Source organism: Nocardia sp. NPDC049737 (assembly GCF_040674755.1).
Lineage (GTDB): Bacteria > Actinomycetota > Actinomycetes > Mycobacteriales > Mycobacteriaceae > Nocardia.
The window spans coordinates 42,351-57,669 of sequence record NZ_JBFANH010000035.1 but is presented as its reverse complement, the minus strand read 5'-3'; the positions used below and the strand labels follow the sequence as shown (position 1 = coordinate 57,669).

Below are 15,319 nucleotides of genomic sequence, written 5' to 3'. Positions count from 1 at the left end.
ATGAAGTGAATCCAGTTCAAGTAGATCTTGTATCCGCTGGCCAGGCATCCCGGCCGCTGCGGATCGGCGCAGTACAGCTGCGGAATCGTCTGGTCGCCACCGCGCACGGATCCGGGGTGGTCGGTGGCGGCCTGGCACAGCCCGGCGACTCGGACTACTGGCAGCGCTGCGCCGCCGGGGGTGCGGCGATGGTGATCGCGGGCGGCACAGTGGTGAGTCCGGAATCGGCGAATCGAATCGGCAATATCACCGAGGCATGGCGGCCCGAAGCGATCAGCGGGCTGCGGGCGCGCGCGACCGCGATCAGTAGCGAAGGTGCCGTTCCGGTATGCCAGCTCGTGCACCTCGGACGCGAAACACTCGGCGCCGAGATCTGGGAGCATCCGATCGCGCCGTCGAGCATCAGATCGCCGCGAGAGCCGGTGCGCGCCAGGACAATGACCGACGCCGACGTCGATCGAATGATCGCGAGTTTTGTCGCCAGTTCCCGCCATGCTGTCGAAGCGGGGTTCCCCGCGATCGAACTGCATGCGGCCCATGGCTATTTGCTGGCTCAGTTCCTTTCGCCCTCTTCCAACGTCCGGGCTGAGTCCGGCACGGTCGCGGGGCGGGTGCAGGTTCTGTACCGGCTGTACGCCGAGATCAAGGCGTCTTGTCCGGAAGTGGTGCTCGGGGTTCGCGTTTCGATCGATGGCGCGCAGGAGGCTGGTCTGGACCTGGACGGACTGTGCGAGCTGATGCCGTTGCTCGACAGGTTCGACTATGTGAATGTGACCGCAGGGGTGCGGACGACATATGTGCGCGATATGGCGACCTCCGAGCCGCCGCTGCTCACGCACGTGCGGAGGCTGCGCGCGGCATCGGCGCGGCCGTTGCTGGTGTCGCAGGCGTTTCGCTCCAGGGCGGACATCGAATCCGCGTTGGCGGCCGGAGCCGATATGATCGGGCTGGCCCGGCCGCTCATCGCCGACCCGCAACTGCCGCTGAAGTTATTGCGGGGCAATGACTCTCAGATCCGGCCGTGCGTATCCTGTAATGAGGACTGCCGCTCATTCACTCCGGTACTGCTGTGCTCGGTGAATCCGACCCTGGCCCCGCCTGGCCACGATGCCCGGCCGGCATCGCCGCTCCGGTTCGGACCGCCACCGGCAGCGTCGGGGCGAGTCGCGGTGGTGGGCGCCGGACCGGCAGGCCTGGAGGCCACGCTTCAACTCACCGCGACGCACGACGTGACGCTGTTCGAAGCGCGCGAGTGGATCGGTGGGCAGCTGGCCGTGGCGGCGCAGGCGCCGAACCGGGCGGGCTGGTCGAAGCTACTGCGGTTCTACACAGACAATCTCGGCAATGCCGATGTGCGACTCGGACGCCGCGTAACACCCCATGAACTGGGCGATTTCGATGAGATCATCATCGCGACCGGCGCCACCGAGCTACCAACGCCCGGTGCGCTGTCCTCGACAGGTCTCATCGCCGATCGGCACGCGATAACACCGGGAGATCGGGTGATCATCGCCGATGACGGCTTCGGCTCATGGCTTACCGTCGGCGCGCTGGAAGCCGCGCTGGCAGCAGGAGCCGCACAGGTGACGGTAGTGGTCCCGGGACCCGCATTCGCGGCCACCATCCCACCGGAAAGCCGGGTCCAACTGATGAAACGCCTTGCCGGGAGCCCGGTGGAGTTCACCGTCGGCGCGACCGTGACAGACATACGAACGAACAGCGCAGGCACCGTAGCGTACTGCCGACATCTCCTGTCGGGCAGGACATTCGAACTTGGGTGCGAACACGCTGTTGCCGTCGGAGAAAGAATCGCCTCAGACTGGCAGGACATAAAGCAGGCCCTTCCGCTGGCACGAGTGCAGGTAATCGGGGACGCAGTAGTGCCACGGCGCGTCTCGCACGCGGTTGCGGAGGGATACGCTGCGGCGCAGGCGATCACGGACACGGCTGTCCGATCGGGTTAGCCGTATACCTAGTTCCGCGAAGCGCACGCAGTGCAGGTCATAGACCCTCGTACCTTATCCCCCAGTACCGGGTCCTTCCTGGACGACGTTGGCGCTGACCCGACCGCCGGAACTGGTCGCTCCCATCGATGGGGTAGACAGCTGCCAGTCCTGGGAATGTATCTCGTGGGCGGTCGAGCGTCGCGATGTACCGTCTTCGTCGCCATGTCGGATGCCCTTGCTGTGCGGCGGAATCAGTCGCGTGTCGTTCACCTCTGCGCAATCGGTAGCAGCCGACGACCGTAGCGCAGCAACAATACAACTTTGGTCACATTGCCGTTGAAGCGAGGGAAATGATTGCGGTAAAAATACTTGCGTGGGGCTTGGTTGCGGGAGTTATCCACACGCTGGTGATGATGGTTGTGTACGGAAATCCGCGGGTGGCACGGATACATGCTGCTCAAGCCGTATCGAGCGTTGGCGATGGGACTCGACGACGGAGGCCGCACTATTTCACGCTCAATTTTTTGGGTACTCAAATCGAGGCGTATGTCATGACAATCGGATATGTCTGGCTACATCCTCTACTGCCATTGAACGGAATGGTCGGGGCGATGTTGCTGGCCGTGCTCTTTGCGGCCTTGCGGGTCTGCGCTCCGGTCTGGGCGCAATGGATGGAGGGTACCTACTCCAACAGCTACCTTATTGTAGAGATTTTCGCCGGGGTGCTCGGTAGCATCGTCATTGCGTTCGTGCTCTATCTCCTCACGTGAGGACTACCGCGGATCGATCTATGCCCCCGGCGGGTCGGCCGGGAATCCGCCCAATCGAGCATGCGAGCCGTTTGGTGCGATCACCGGCTAGGATTGGGCCGTCGCCGCAAGTCTGCGAGACCGCTGCGGCGACTATTCGACCCATCCGAACAGTGCCCGGCGTTGCCAGAACCGCTGTTCGACGGATTCGGCATACGCCACATGACTACCGAAACCGCCGATCGGACCGCCTGATTCGCCAGTTCCCGCAGGTCAGATCAATGACCCTGGAATGGTGAATTGATCGTGGTGAAGTACTGGATCGCCGCACCGATCGCGACCGGCGCGGTCACAAAGATCTGACCGGCCAGGGTGCCCAGCGCACCGACAGCGACGATACCGCCCAGGCAGCCGATGGCGGCCGCCGGAATGAAGGGACCGAACAAGCCGACGATGGTAGCCGCGGCGACCGTCGCACCGGCGATGCCACCGAGTACGCAGCCTGCCGCACCGCCGGCCAGGCCACCGACCAGCGTGCCGATCGTGGCACCCGCGCTGATGGTACTGGTCAGGCGGTTCCAGGCGGCCTGCTCACGGTCATACGGAGTCTTCCACGGCGCCTGATCCTCATACGGCAACGCGACCGGCTTGTAGGTCGCGTGTGCCATATCGAGCTGCGGGACCAGGGTCGCGGTGCGGTCGTTGATCTCCGCGGCGATCGGGAATTCGAAGTCATCGACACGGAACCGCAATTCGGTGCCGGCCAGGGTGGCCCCATCGGCCGCCTTGATCTTGAATACACCATCCTCGACAACCATCGCTCCCGCGCTGGTCGTGATGATCGTGGACCGGTCGGTCGCCGAAGCGGTGAAATCGACGTCACCATGCCCGGAGGTGGGCGCGGCATGGACGGTCCCAGCGCTGATGCCGAGTCCGGTGGTCACCAGCGCAGCCGTTACCGCGAACTTCTTGAATTCCATTGCTTGAATCCTCATCGGTTCTTCATGTGTCGAAACAAGTTGGCACTACTCCTGATTCTGGAATCAGGCGGTAATGCCCGGACCGCGTCCGACTGGTACGCCGGACACGACTTCTTGGGGGAGGTCGAGGCTGGGATCGATGGAGATCGTCTTCTGCAGCAGGTATTCCTGCACCGCACCGACGCCGTGCTCGCGCCCGAGTCCGGACTCTTTGTAGCCACCGAAAGGAGAGCCGAGATCCGCGGCGAATGTGTTCACTGAGAAGGTTCCCGTTCGAATTCTCCGTGCGACCTCGAAACCGTGTGCGGAGTCGGCCGTGAAGACCGATCCGGCAAGACCGTAGCGACTCTGATTGGCGATCCGGACGGCATCTTCTTCACCGTTGTGCGCGATCAAAACTGCTACCGGACCGAATATCTCGTTCTGCGCGATATCCATATCGTTCGTGACGCCGGTGACCAACGTCGGTTCGATGTACCAGCCTTCCGACAGATGCGCCGGTCGTCGCCCACCGGTGCGTATCGTCGCTCCTTGCTCGACGGCCCGGGCCAGGTGCGCTTCGATGCGCTCGAGATGCGACTTGGTGATCACCGGTCCCACCACCGTGTCGGCGTCGCGCGGATCGCCCACCTTCAGCGCCTCGAACGCGCGCGTGAACGCATCGGCGTAGAACTCGTACTGTTGCGTAGGTACCAGGAATCGGGTCTGCGCGACGCAGCTCTGGCCGGAATTGGTGGCGACACTCGCGCCGACGAGAGTAGGGACGACGATCTCGGGATCGGCATCCGACAGGACGATCGCCGCCGATTTTCCGCCGAGTTCCAGGACCACCGGCCGAATCAGTTCGCCGCACGCCGCACCGATCTTCTTGCCGACCTCGGTGGATCCGGTGAAGCTCACCATATCGACACCGGGATGTCCGACGAGATACTCGGACCCACCTGCTCGCGCCGCCACGATGTTGATTACTCCGGCAGGGAAACCGATCTCCTGCAACAGATTCCCGAGCGTGAAGATCGCCAGCGGGTTCGGCTCCGTCGCCTTCACAACGACGGTGCACCCGGCGATCAGCGCGGGACCGATCTTTTGTGCCACGGCGGGAAGAGCGAAGTTATAAGCGGGGAATACCGCGACAACGCCCACCGGCTCCTTGACGACCAGGCTCTTGCCCGCCATCGGGATGACGCCGACCGCATCCCCTGATCCCGCGAACGGGGTCAGATCGCTGACGCGCAGCTCGCTGGTCTGCAGTGACTTCGCGACTTCGGCAACGTAATTCAGGCTCATCACCGGCGCTACGGCTTGATACACCTGGGAGAGCAGATGGGCACAGCCCAATTCGTCGGTGATGAGCTCGGCGAGTTCCTCCCCGTGTGCGGCGATCGCCGCGGCAAGGCGGACGAGGTACTCACCGCGCTGCGCGGGAGTGAGTTTCGGCCAGTCGGACCCGTCGAAAGCCTCTCGGGCGGCGGCAACGGCCGCGTCGATATCTGCTTCGGTGGCCGCGGGCACCGAACCGATCGGCTTGCCGCTGGCCGGCGAAATCACCTCGAATCGGTCATCGGAGGACGTCTTTCGCCAAGATCCCCCAATAAAGAATCCAGTGAATTCGCGATCGATCACGCGAAGCTCCTCTCGAAGACAAGGTTGCTATCGTCGGCGCGCTGTCGCCGACAGAACTGAGTTGAACTCGGTTCGGGTTTCACCGTACATGCACCGTGATCCACTTCACAAGCGAATCGGCACTTGAACTGACTTCAGTTTTAGAGTTAGGGTGACCAGCACGCTGGGCAGCACCGCGACGCGTGAGGAGCATCGAATGTCAGAGGTCCACACCGACGTACTTGTCATCGGCGGCGGGATGGCCGGACTCACCGCGGCAGCCCGAGCACTGCGTCTTGGCAATTCGGTGATCGTCGTCGAAAAGGCGACCGCAGTAGGCGGATCCGCGCAATTCGCGGGATATGCCTGGACCGCTCCTTCCCACGCGATCATGGACGAGGTCAATCCTCGCGGCGATATCGAGCTGCGCCGCGCACTTGTCGACGGGTTCGGCCCTGGTATCGCTTGGCTCCGGTCGCTCGGCGTCGAATGCGCGGATGCGGTGACCGTCCTGCGCTACGGTTCCGGCCATCAATTCGACACCAACCGGTACATCGACGAATGCCGCCGCCGGATCCGCGCCGAGGGTGAGTTGCTCACCGAGACCGACACTCGAGCCCTGCTCACCGAGGACGGTTGCGTCGTCGGCGCTCATGTGCGACTTCCGAATGGCATGGAACGCGAGATTCGCTCTGGCGCAACGATACTCGCGACCGGAGGGTTCCAGGCGAATCCGGAGCTGGTCGACAAGTACATCCAGCCCGTTGCGAGCGCGATGCAGTTGCGGTCCAACCCGACCAGCGTCGGCGACGGACTTCGGCTTGCCGAGTGCGTCGGGGCCGCGACGGGCACGGAACGCTCCGGTTTCTACGGTCACCTCATTCCCGCCGGGGTAGAGTTCCGCGATCCGTCCGACTTCGTCGCGCTGTCGTTGTACTACAGCGAGCATGCCCTGCTGTTCAACCTCGACAACCGCCGGTTTACCGATGAAACCGTCGGCGATCACCTGACCACCATGGAACTGCTGGACCAACCCGAGTCCCGAGGATTGCTCGTCGCCGACGAGCGGGTCTACCGAGACTGGATCACCGGAAGTTACGTCAAGGGCGCGCAGGCGCTCGACAAGTTCGATCTGGCGCAACGCCGCGGCGGCCGTTGTGGCATCGCCGAAAGCCTCGACGACTTCGTATATCTGCCCGCCGAATGGGGCTACGACGGCGTCGACATCGCCGCGCAGATCCGGGCTGTCAACGCGGCGGGCGCATCCGCGCAGCCCCCGCGCACCTACGACGCGCGAGCGCTCGACCACGGCCCGTATTACGTCATCGAGGTGTGTCCGGCCCTGACATTTCCATTTCACGGCATTCGCATCGACCGGTACGGCCGGGTCCTTGCCACCAGCGGGGGAACCATCGATGGACTCTTCGCGGCGGGCGCCGATATCGGCGGTCTCTACGACCGCGCGTATACCGGCGGAATCGCCGCCGCTCTTGTATTCGGACTTGCCGCGGCCGACCGGGCGGCAGCCGACCGTGCCGTCCCGGCCGGCTGACCGCCGTGGTTCACCTCCGACGTAGTGCCCGTAAGCCCGCGGCCATGAACTCCGGTGTCGCCTCGGCCGCAGCGGCCGCGCCGTTCCCGGCGTCGGCACCTTGCCGAGCCCGGTGGGTGATTCCCTCACCGATGACCGCGAGCTTGAAGTTGGCGAGGGCGAGATAGAAGTTCCACTCGCCCAAGTCTCTCCCGGATGCATCGGCGTACCGCTGTGCTAGTGCATCCGCAGGAGGAAACCGCGGGCTCGTCCACGCGGCTTCGGCTCCGAGGACATGATCGAATGCCGGAGACCGGTAAACACACATGAGCGCGACATCGGTGAGTGGATCGCCGATCGTCGAGAGCTCCCAGTCCACCACGGCGCGGACGATATCCGGTCCAGCCAGGTCGAGAATGGTGTTGTCGATCCTGAAGTCGCCGTGCACAATTGCGGCACTCGACGCCTTCGGGACACGCTCTGCGAGGGCCTGAAACAGAGTCATCGCGTCACCGAGTTCGCGCGTCTTCACCCGTTCCCATTGACTTGCCCACAACGTCACTTGACGGGTGAGGAATCCGTCGGGCCGACCGAACGATTCGAGTCCGACGGCGCGATAGTCGACAGCGTGGAGTTCGACCAGCGCCGCCACCAGCGCCGAGGTGCTCATCTCCACCTGTGCGTCGGTCAGGCCGGCGAGATCGTACCGATCCCGCACCACCTGGCCCGCAACGAATTCCACGACGGTCATGGGTACGCCGAGCGCGGTGCCCGCCGCATCGAACGCCACGGTTGCGGCGATCGGCACCCGGGTGCCTTGCAAAGCGTGCGCGACGGTGTACTCGCGGGCCATATCGTGTGCGGATGGTGTCAGCCCGCTGACCGGCGGGCGACGGACCACCCACGTCGACTCGTCGTCGCAAACCTTGTAAGTCAGGTTCGAGCGGCCGCCGCTGATCGGTTCGATCACCAGCTCGCCACGTACCTCGACCCCGCTGTCCAGCAAGAACCGGTGCAGCGCTTCGGCATCCATACCCGGCAGCGTCATGCGGAATCCACACGGATCGCGCGTTTGGCCGCACCGACGCTCCGTTTGGCGATAGCCCAGCGATGGACCTCGGAGGGACCGTCGTACACCCGAAACGGTCGCACCTCACGTACCAGCCGCGCCAGCGGCAGATCCTCGGCCACGCCGAGGCCACCGCACATCTGCGCCGAGCGGTCGACGATTCGGAATATCGCCTCTGCGGCAAAGGTTTTCGCGATCGATGTTGCATTGGACGCGGCACCGCCGCGGTCGAGTTCCCAGCACGCCCGGACGAGCAGCGACCGGGTTGCCGCGATATCTATCTCGTTGTCGGCAACCATTTTCTGAATCATGCCGAGATCACCGAGTTTCGCACCGAATGCCTCGCGCCGCGCCACATGGTGTACGGCGATATCGTGGCCGCGGCGCGCGGCTCCGAGCCATCGCATGACGTGCGTCATCCGGGCCGGTCCGAGCCGAACTTGCGCATACTCGAAGCCTCTATCAACTGCACCGAGCACCGCGGAATCGGGCACCACCAGATCCTCGAAGGTGACCTCACAGTGACCACCGAGCATCGAGCGGTCCGCTGTCGGGATGTGCCGCCCGACGTGCAGCCCTGGTGTATCGGCCGCCGCCAGGAACATCGTTGCGCCGCCACGCTCCCCCGACTGACCCGACGTACGCGCCATGATGATGAAGAACCCGGCGCCGTCGGCCCCGGTGATGAACCATTTGCGTCCGTTGATGCGCCACCCGGCCGCTGTCCGCTCGGCCCGGGTCGTCAGCGCCGATGGATCCGAGCCCGCGCCCGGAGCGGGCTCGGTCATCGCGAACGCCGACCTGATCTCCCCACTCGCCAAGGGCGCAAGGTATTGCGACTTCTGCTCTGGGCTCGCGACATGCGCGAGCAGGTGGACATTTCCTTCGTCGGGCGCCGCGACGTTCAATGCCATGGGACCGAAGAGTGAATACCCGGCCTCCTCGAAGACCGGCGCCCGATCCGACATCGACAATCCCAGCCCGCCGTACTCGACCGGCGCATGCGGGGCGAACAAGCCTGCGAGCTTGGCGGCCGCCTGTAGATCCTTGCGCACGATATCGCCACCGGCGGCGGTGATATCGCCACCATGCCGGTCCTCGATCGGAACGACGACCTCGCGGGTGAACGCTCGGGTCCGTTCGACCAATGCCGCGATCTCAGCCGAGTACGCCAAGTCGATCGCCATATACCTACCTATCGCCTGATCAGTACGACACGAATTGCCTTGTCTACCTGGATATTTCTTTGATGAAGTCCGCGCACCTTTCGGCGATCATCATCGTGGTGGTGTTGGTCGGCACACCGACGATGGTCGGCATCACCGACGCGTCGGCGATGTACAGCGCATCGAGACCGTGCACCTTGCAGTCCTGTCCGACCACCGCCCACGGACTGCCCGCTTCGCCCATAGCCGCGGTGCCCACCGCATGCGCATAGGTGTTCTTGGCTTCCAGGACCGCTTGGGTGAGTTGACCGGTCGTCACCGCCGACGGGCCGGGCCACAACTCTTCGCCGACGTATTTCGCGAGCGGTCCGGACTTCATCACCTGCCGCGTGAGTTCGATGCCGCGCACCAGGCGGCGCAGATCGTCGGGGTGATGCAGGAGATTCAGCAGGATGCGCGGGTCGGTGCCGGGATCAGCGGATCTGATCTCGGTCGAACCGATCGAGTACGGCCGAACAAGACCGACCGCGACCAGAACCGAACCGGGCTCGAGGGTGAACGGGATCATGTGCAGGTCGATCTCCGCAGAACCGTCCGGCCCGGCCGCGCTGGTCGTCAGCACGACCTGCAGCGGTGGCAGGAGTTCGCCGATGGCCTCCGCATCGCCGGTATAGGTCATGTACACCAGGGGATGATCGCGGAGATTGCGCCCAACGCCTTCCAGTGGCACTTCAACCGGGATGTCCAACTGCTCGAGCACGTCCGCGGGTCCGATTCCGGATCGCATCAGGATCGACGGCGTACCGATCGATCCCGCGCACAGCACTACCAGGTCCGCGTCGATGCGTTCGCCGTCGGCGAGCACGACCGCACGTGGTCGGCCGTCCACGATCTCGAGCCGGTCGACATCGGCGCCGCCACGCACCGTGAGGTTCTTGCGACCACGGGCGGCCGCGAGATAGGTCACCGCGGTGCTCTGTCTGATTCCGTCCTGCTGGTTCATCGGGACCGGGCCGACGCCGAGCTGGCTTTCCCCATTGAGATCGTGGACGACCTGGTAGCCCAGGCTGGCGGCCGATTCGACGAAGGCCGCCATGAACGGCCGCAGACCGTCGCCTTCACTCCATCGTCTTATCGGGACAGGTCCTTCGGTGCCGTGCAGTGGACCGCCGACCGGATCGCGCTCGAGTCGCTTCAGATATGGCAGGACCTCGTCCCAGGACCATTTGTCCAAGCCGAGGCCTACCCACTGTTCGAAATCGCGCGGGGTCGGGCGCAGCGCGTTCGTGGCGTTGACCGAGGACGAGCCACCCATCACTTTGCCGCGCAGCACCGGAAGTACGCCCTGCTCGACAATGGCGAATGTCGGCGCATTGACGGAACCAGGGATGTGGTCCTCCGAGACATAGCCCCAGTCGTGTGAGGTGAACCCGAAGGTGAAGGCATCTTTCACATGCTCATGCAGGTCGTCGAGCGTCGGATAGTCCGGCCCAGCCTCGACGAGCACAACGTCATTGTCTTCGTCCTCGGACAGTCGGGCGGCCATGACACAACCGCCGGAGCCTCCGCCGACCACCACTATGCGTCTTGCCATTTTTAGGTCTCCTCGATGAGCGTGTGGGCATTCGGGTAGCGACAAGTCACTACGCGCCCAAGGTGATGGCCCCTTCGGGGCAGGTCCCGGCCGCGTCGGCCGCAGCCCCAGCCTGATCGTCGGGCACCTCGATCGGCTGATCCCGCATTGCGACAAAACCTTCGTCATCGCAGGTGAGCAAGTCCGGCGCCATCGAATAGCAGCGGCCGTGCCCGGTGCAGCTCGCGCCGTCGATCGTCATTCTCACGACTGCACCGCCCACGCCAGTGGAAGTCGGGTCAGCGTCATCATCGCGCCGCCACCGCGCTCGGTCAGCTGTTCCTCGCCCGCGATATGGAAGTCCGGGATAACCCGCAGCCACTCCTCGACCGCGATACGCAGCTCGCGCCGCGCGAGATGGGACCCGAGGCACCGGTGCGGGCCGTTCGCGAAGCCCATGTGCTGATTGCGCTGGCGATCGATGACGAACTCGTCGGCCTGGTCGTACGCCCGCGGATCTCGGTTCGCGCCGGAGACGAGCGCATAGACCATATCGCCCTGCTTCAGCTGAACACCGTGAAACTCGATGTCGCGAGTCACCTTTCGCCCGTCGCCGAAAACGATCGTGTACAAACGCAGCACCTCCTCCACCGCGGACGGGATCAGCTCCGGCTGTTCGATCAGCTGCCTGCGATGCTCGGGGTGCGTAGCGAGGTGGCGGAACAGGTAGCCGAGGGTGCCGCGGGTCGTGTCGAGCCCGGCCAGCACCAGCACCGTGAGCATGTCGAGCATCTCGGCGTCGGTGAGCGGACGATCGTCGAAGGTCGAATGCAGCAGGTGCGTGGCGAGATCGCCTTGACGAGGCACCGGATCGGCCCGTCGCTGCGCGAGGGCGGCCACCCAGTACTCGCGGATACCCTCGAGCGCCTTGCCCATCGGCTCCAAACCGGCGGGGTCGCCGCCGAACCCGCCGAAGAAGTCCTCGACCCACGGCACGAACAGGTCCGCGTCGGAAGGATCGATCCCGATCACGCTCAGGAACGCCTCGGTGGGAAAGCGCAGGGCGAACTCACCGACAAAGTTGGACCTACCCGTGGGGGCCACCTCCTCGACGAGTTTGCGGCACCGATCGCGCATCGTCTGTTCCGCCTCGTCGATCGCGTGCGGCGAGAACCACGCGTTGACGATCTTGCGGTACTTGATGTGGTCGGGCGCGTCGATCTGCGTCGGGACGAAGCGGTAGATCGGATCCGGCTCCCAAGGTGTGATCGACTCGCTCGAGAACACCTCCGGCAATTTGTAGATGTCGCGTACCGCGTCATGCCGGGTGAACACCCAGTAGCCCTGGGCGAAGGTATTGAAGAAGACCGGGCTCGTCTCGCGCAGTTCGTCCGCCAGCTCCCAATGTCGGCCGGCCGCCTGCGGGGATGCGAAGTCGCGATGCATGACTGGGCAGCCGCCCAGGTCTCGATCGGGCGCCTCGGAATGGTTTGTGGTCTGCGTCATGGCGACGTCTCCTCGGTCGGTTTCGACGCCAGCATACTGAACTGATTTCAATTTGACTAGCATACTGAAATGCCTGGATAGAGCCCTGTAGACGCGATCTTGTTGTCAACCCAGTCTCATCGAAGCGTCAGCCGACAATGCCTAGAGGCTATTAATTGACGGCTCTCTAGTGGCCAATTGGGCAGCACGGCGACACAGACGGATAGTTCCATGATGAACCCCGCCAACGGCGCGATCCTGCTCGCACGAGAAGTGTTCCGCGCGTTGCGATCCGACTATTGAGCGACGGCGGCTTGACATCCATAGACGTCCTTGGCGAACTCGTTCAACGCCGCCTACTCCAGCTCCACCTCCGCGATCGGCGTCGGTGGTCTCGACGCCCTGATCCGAAGCGGCGCGCTGGCCACGTACGGCGCCATACCCGGTCGCGTCCTCGGCAGCGAGGTCGCGGGGACCGTGACCGAGGTCGGCGAGGGCGTCGACACCGCATGGGTCGGCCGACGCGTGTGGGCGCTCACCGGTGAGAGCGGCGGCTATGCCGAACAGGCCGTCGCATCGGCCGAGACGCTCGTCCCTCTCCCGGCGGACCTGTCGGCCATCGACGCAGTGACGCTCGGCGGCTCGGCAACGGTGGCCCACTTCGGCCTGCGCCATGCCCACTTCGCTCGCGGTGAGTCGGTGCTGGTGCGCGGTGCGGCCGGTGGTATCGGGGTCATGGCGGTCCAGCTCGCGGCTCGTGGCGGCGCCGGCGCGGTGGCGGTCACGACCTCGTCGGCCGAGCGTGGCGCTCGCCTGCGCAAGCTGGGCGCAACCCACGTGCTCGACCGCGCCGGCCGGGGTGCACAGGACGCTCCCGCGGGCTACGACCTCATCCTCGACATCGTCGCCGGTGCGGATCTGCCTTCATTCTTCGCCAGGCTCGCGCCGAACGGTCGCATGGTGGCCGTCGGCGCGATGGCAGGCATGCCACCGGCGGACTTCGGCGCTGCGATGGTCGCGGCGTTCCGGAAGTCGATGTCATTCGCGACCTTCAGTGCCGACACCGTGCCCGCACCCGAGCGATGGGCCGCGACCACCGAACTGTTCGCTGCCGCAGCTCGTGGCGAGCTGGAAGCAGTTGTGCACGAGGCGCTTTCCCTGGATCAGGCTGTTGTGGCCCACCAGAAAATGGAAGCTGGCGAGGTGTTCGGCAGAATCGTGCTCATACCATCGGCGCGATAGACGACACCGCCAGCCCACGGTCTGTATGCAAATCGTCGAGGTCGAGAACCCGTTCGGCTTCGGTGACCGCGAGCCGCGGACAGGCCACGGCATCGGCACCGCGGGCGGTCTGGGTCAGATCGGCTCGAACCGTTCCACCTTCGGCGATGGCCACGGACCACGCTGCGGATACCCGTCGCCGAGCCGAGCCAGCCGCCGCCGATAGGTGCGTTCGGGAATGCCGGCCAGCCGAGCGAACCTCGAAACCGGCAGTCCCTCTGCCGCTCTCAGGGCTACGAGGTCAGCGAAGGAACCTGATCCACCAAGGTGGCGCCGTGCTGCCACACCCGCAATTGCACCGTCGCTTCCGCCAGTGCCAGCTTCAGTTGCTCGTTCTCCATCCGCAATCGCCGCTGCTCCGGCGTCCCCTGCGCCCGGGCCGGGCCGCTGGGCAACTCGTCCAGCGCCTTGATGCCGACCTCCAGGAACGCCTGCTCCCACTTGCCCACCGATGCCGTGCTCACCCCACGCCGAGCAGCCTCCGCGGCGCTCATCTCACCGGCCAGCACCGACAACACCACCCGCACCGTGTCCTCGACCGGAATCTTCAACCGCTGTGACCGCGCCACAGACCGGCGCCTTCCTGGCTCGATGTGCCCGGAGGGTGAACCGAGCAACCCTGCCAGAAAGTTTGACGCGCGAGAGGGTCGTCTATGCGAACATATGTTCGTGTCCGAGTCTGCCCGCCTGAATTCGCCGCGTCCCCGAAGGCCGCGGATCGAGGCGCGGGCCGAGGCGTCGATTTTGCATGCGGATCTCGACTCGTTCTATGCCTCGGTGGAACAGCGCGATAATCCGCGGCTGCGGGGGCGCCCGGTGATCGTCGGTGGTGGGGTTGTGCTGGCAGCCAGTTATGAGGCGAAGGCGTTCGGGGTGCGCACACCGATGAATGGTGGTGCGGCGCTGCGGCTTTGCCCGCATGCGATGGTGGTGCCGCCGCGCATGTCGGCCTATGCCGAGGCGAGTAGGGCCGTCTTCGAGATCTTCCACAACACGACCCCGGTGGTCGAGGGCATTTCGATCGATGAGGCGTTTCTCGATGTGGGTGGGCTGCGGCGGATCGCAGGCGAACCCGTCGAGATCGGACGACGGTTGCGAGATGCGGTGCGCGAGCAGGTCGGGTTGCCGATTTCGGTCGGTATCGCGCGCACGAAATTCCTGGCCAAGGTGGCAAGCGCGGTCGCCAAACCTGACGGCTTGCGCCTGGTGCCGCCGGAACTCGAACTCGCTTTCCTGCACCCGCTGCCGGTCGAACGACTGTGGGGCGTCGGTGAGGTCACCTCCCGCACCCTGCACGAACACGGCATCACCCGCATCGGACAACTCGCCGACCTCGGCGAAGCACCGTTGCGTGCCATCCTCGGACCCGCCGCTGCCCGGCACCTGTACGCACTGTCGTGGGCACGCGATCCGCGTCGCGTCGAAACCGAGGTCCGCCGCCGCTCCATCGGCGCGCAACGCGCACTCGGTCGTCGGCACCGACCGCCCGACGAGATCGAGGCCTACCTGCACGGCCTCACCGACCGACTCGGCCGTCGGCTACGCGCTGCCAGCCGGGTGACCCGAACCGTGGTGCTGCGCATGCGTTTCGACGATTTCACCCGCGCCACCCGCTCGCACACCCTGAACGAGGCGACCGATCACACCGAAACCATCCTCTACGCCGCACGCACCTTGCTCAGCACCGCGATGCCCATGATCCAGGAGCGGGGGCTCACCCTGATCGGCCTGGCATTGACCAATCTCGAGAATGCCGACGCCGTCCAGCTCACGCTGCCGTTGGAACCCCGCGCCACCAACACCCTCGATGCCACCCTCGACGACCTGCGCCGCCGCTTCGGCTCATTGGCCGTCACCCGCGCCGCCCTGATCGGCCGCGGCGAAGGCGTCTCGGTCCCACTGCTGCCGGACTGATCGCTCGAATGCGGCGTGTACCC

Annotated in this window: 13 protein-coding genes; 5 read left to right on the top strand and 8 right to left on the bottom strand. The window is 65.0% G+C overall.

Annotated elements, in window-relative coordinates; all coding sequences use genetic code 11:
- Window positions 1-5: 5 nt before the first annotated feature.
- Together AB0J47_RS35465 and AB0J47_RS35460 are read left to right on the top strand one after the other, a co-directional pair.
- Window positions 6-1,964, top strand: coding sequence for an FAD-dependent oxidoreductase (locus tag AB0J47_RS35465; RefSeq protein ID WP_364356560.1), 1,959 nt, complete (start codon window positions 6-8; stop codon window positions 1,962-1,964).
- A 332-nt stretch (window positions 1,965-2,296) separates the two neighbouring features.
- Window positions 2,297-2,716 (top strand): hypothetical protein, encoded by a 420-nt coding sequence (locus AB0J47_RS35460; RefSeq protein ID WP_364356557.1) that lies wholly within the window; start codon window positions 2,297-2,299, stop codon window positions 2,714-2,716.
- A gap of 257 nt (window positions 2,717-2,973) precedes the next feature.
- Here the strand turns inward: AB0J47_RS35460 and AB0J47_RS35455 are convergent, their stop codons facing one another.
- On the bottom strand, window positions 2,974-3,675 hold the full coding sequence (locus AB0J47_RS35455; protein ID WP_364356554.1) for a hypothetical protein: 702 nt from the start codon (window positions 3,673-3,675) through the stop codon (window positions 2,974-2,976).
- 63 nt (window positions 3,676-3,738) lie between these two features.
- A complete protein-coding gene (locus AB0J47_RS35450; protein ID WP_364356551.1) occupies window positions 3,739-5,298 on the bottom strand; it encodes an aldehyde dehydrogenase family protein in 1,560 nt (519 codons plus the stop codon).
- A 196-nt stretch (window positions 5,299-5,494) separates the two neighbouring features.
- Here AB0J47_RS35450 and AB0J47_RS35445 point away from each other — a divergent pair, with 196 nt between their 5' ends.
- The gene (locus AB0J47_RS35445) at window positions 5,495-6,829 is read left to right on the top strand and encodes an FAD-dependent oxidoreductase (RefSeq protein ID WP_364356548.1); all 1,335 of its coding nucleotides are present in this window, start codon (window positions 5,495-5,497) and stop codon (window positions 6,827-6,829) included.
- Window positions 6,830-6,839: 10 nt separating this feature from the next.
- On the opposite strand, the gene AB0J47_RS35440 is transcribed toward AB0J47_RS35445, so the two are convergent.
- The 5 genes from AB0J47_RS35440 to AB0J47_RS35420 are packed head-to-tail and all read right to left on the bottom strand — an operon-like array spanning window position 6,840 to window position 12,122.
- Window positions 6,840-7,856, bottom strand: a complete 1,017-nt coding sequence (locus AB0J47_RS35440; protein ID WP_364356545.1) for a phosphotransferase family protein — start codon at window positions 7,854-7,856, stop codon at window positions 6,840-6,842.
- Window positions 7,853-9,064 (bottom strand): acyl-CoA dehydrogenase family protein, encoded by a 1,212-nt coding sequence (locus AB0J47_RS35435; protein ID WP_364356542.1) that lies wholly within the window; start codon window positions 9,062-9,064, stop codon window positions 7,853-7,855. Before AB0J47_RS35435 ends, AB0J47_RS35440 begins: the two co-directional genes overlap by 4 nt.
- Window positions 9,065-9,107: 43 nt before the next feature.
- On the bottom strand, window positions 9,108-10,637 hold the full coding sequence (locus tag AB0J47_RS35430; RefSeq protein WP_364356539.1) for a GMC family oxidoreductase N-terminal domain-containing protein: 1,530 nt from the start codon (window positions 10,635-10,637) through the stop codon (window positions 9,108-9,110).
- Between the two features lie 49 nt (window positions 10,638-10,686).
- On the bottom strand, window positions 10,687-10,878 hold the full coding sequence (locus AB0J47_RS35425; protein WP_364356536.1) for a ferredoxin: 192 nt from the start codon (window positions 10,876-10,878) through the stop codon (window positions 10,687-10,689).
- 2 nt (window positions 10,879-10,880) lie between these two features.
- Complete coding sequence (locus AB0J47_RS35420; RefSeq protein WP_364356533.1) at window positions 10,881-12,122, bottom strand: cytochrome P450; 1,242 nt, start codon at window positions 12,120-12,122, stop codon at window positions 10,881-10,883.
- Between the two features lie 312 nt (window positions 12,123-12,434).
- Between AB0J47_RS35420 and AB0J47_RS35415 the strand changes: the two genes are divergently transcribed.
- On the top strand, window positions 12,435-13,343 hold the full coding sequence (locus AB0J47_RS35415) for a zinc-binding dehydrogenase (RefSeq protein WP_364356530.1): 909 nt from the start codon (window positions 12,435-12,437) through the stop codon (window positions 13,341-13,343).
- Window positions 13,344-13,615: 272 nt separating this feature from the next.
- Here the strand turns inward: AB0J47_RS35415 and AB0J47_RS35410 are convergent, their stop codons facing one another.
- Window positions 13,616-13,951, bottom strand: a complete 336-nt coding sequence (locus tag AB0J47_RS35410; protein ID WP_364356527.1) for a helix-turn-helix domain-containing protein — start codon at window positions 13,949-13,951, stop codon at window positions 13,616-13,618.
- A 94-nt stretch (window positions 13,952-14,045) separates the two neighbouring features.
- On the opposite strand from AB0J47_RS35410, the gene dinB reads away from it, so the two are divergent.
- Window positions 14,046-15,296: a DNA polymerase IV gene (dinB, locus tag AB0J47_RS35405; RefSeq protein ID WP_364356524.1), complete on the top strand. Its 1,251-nt coding sequence runs from the start codon at window positions 14,046-14,048 to the stop codon at window positions 15,294-15,296.
- Window positions 15,297-15,319: the final 23 nt, after the last annotated feature.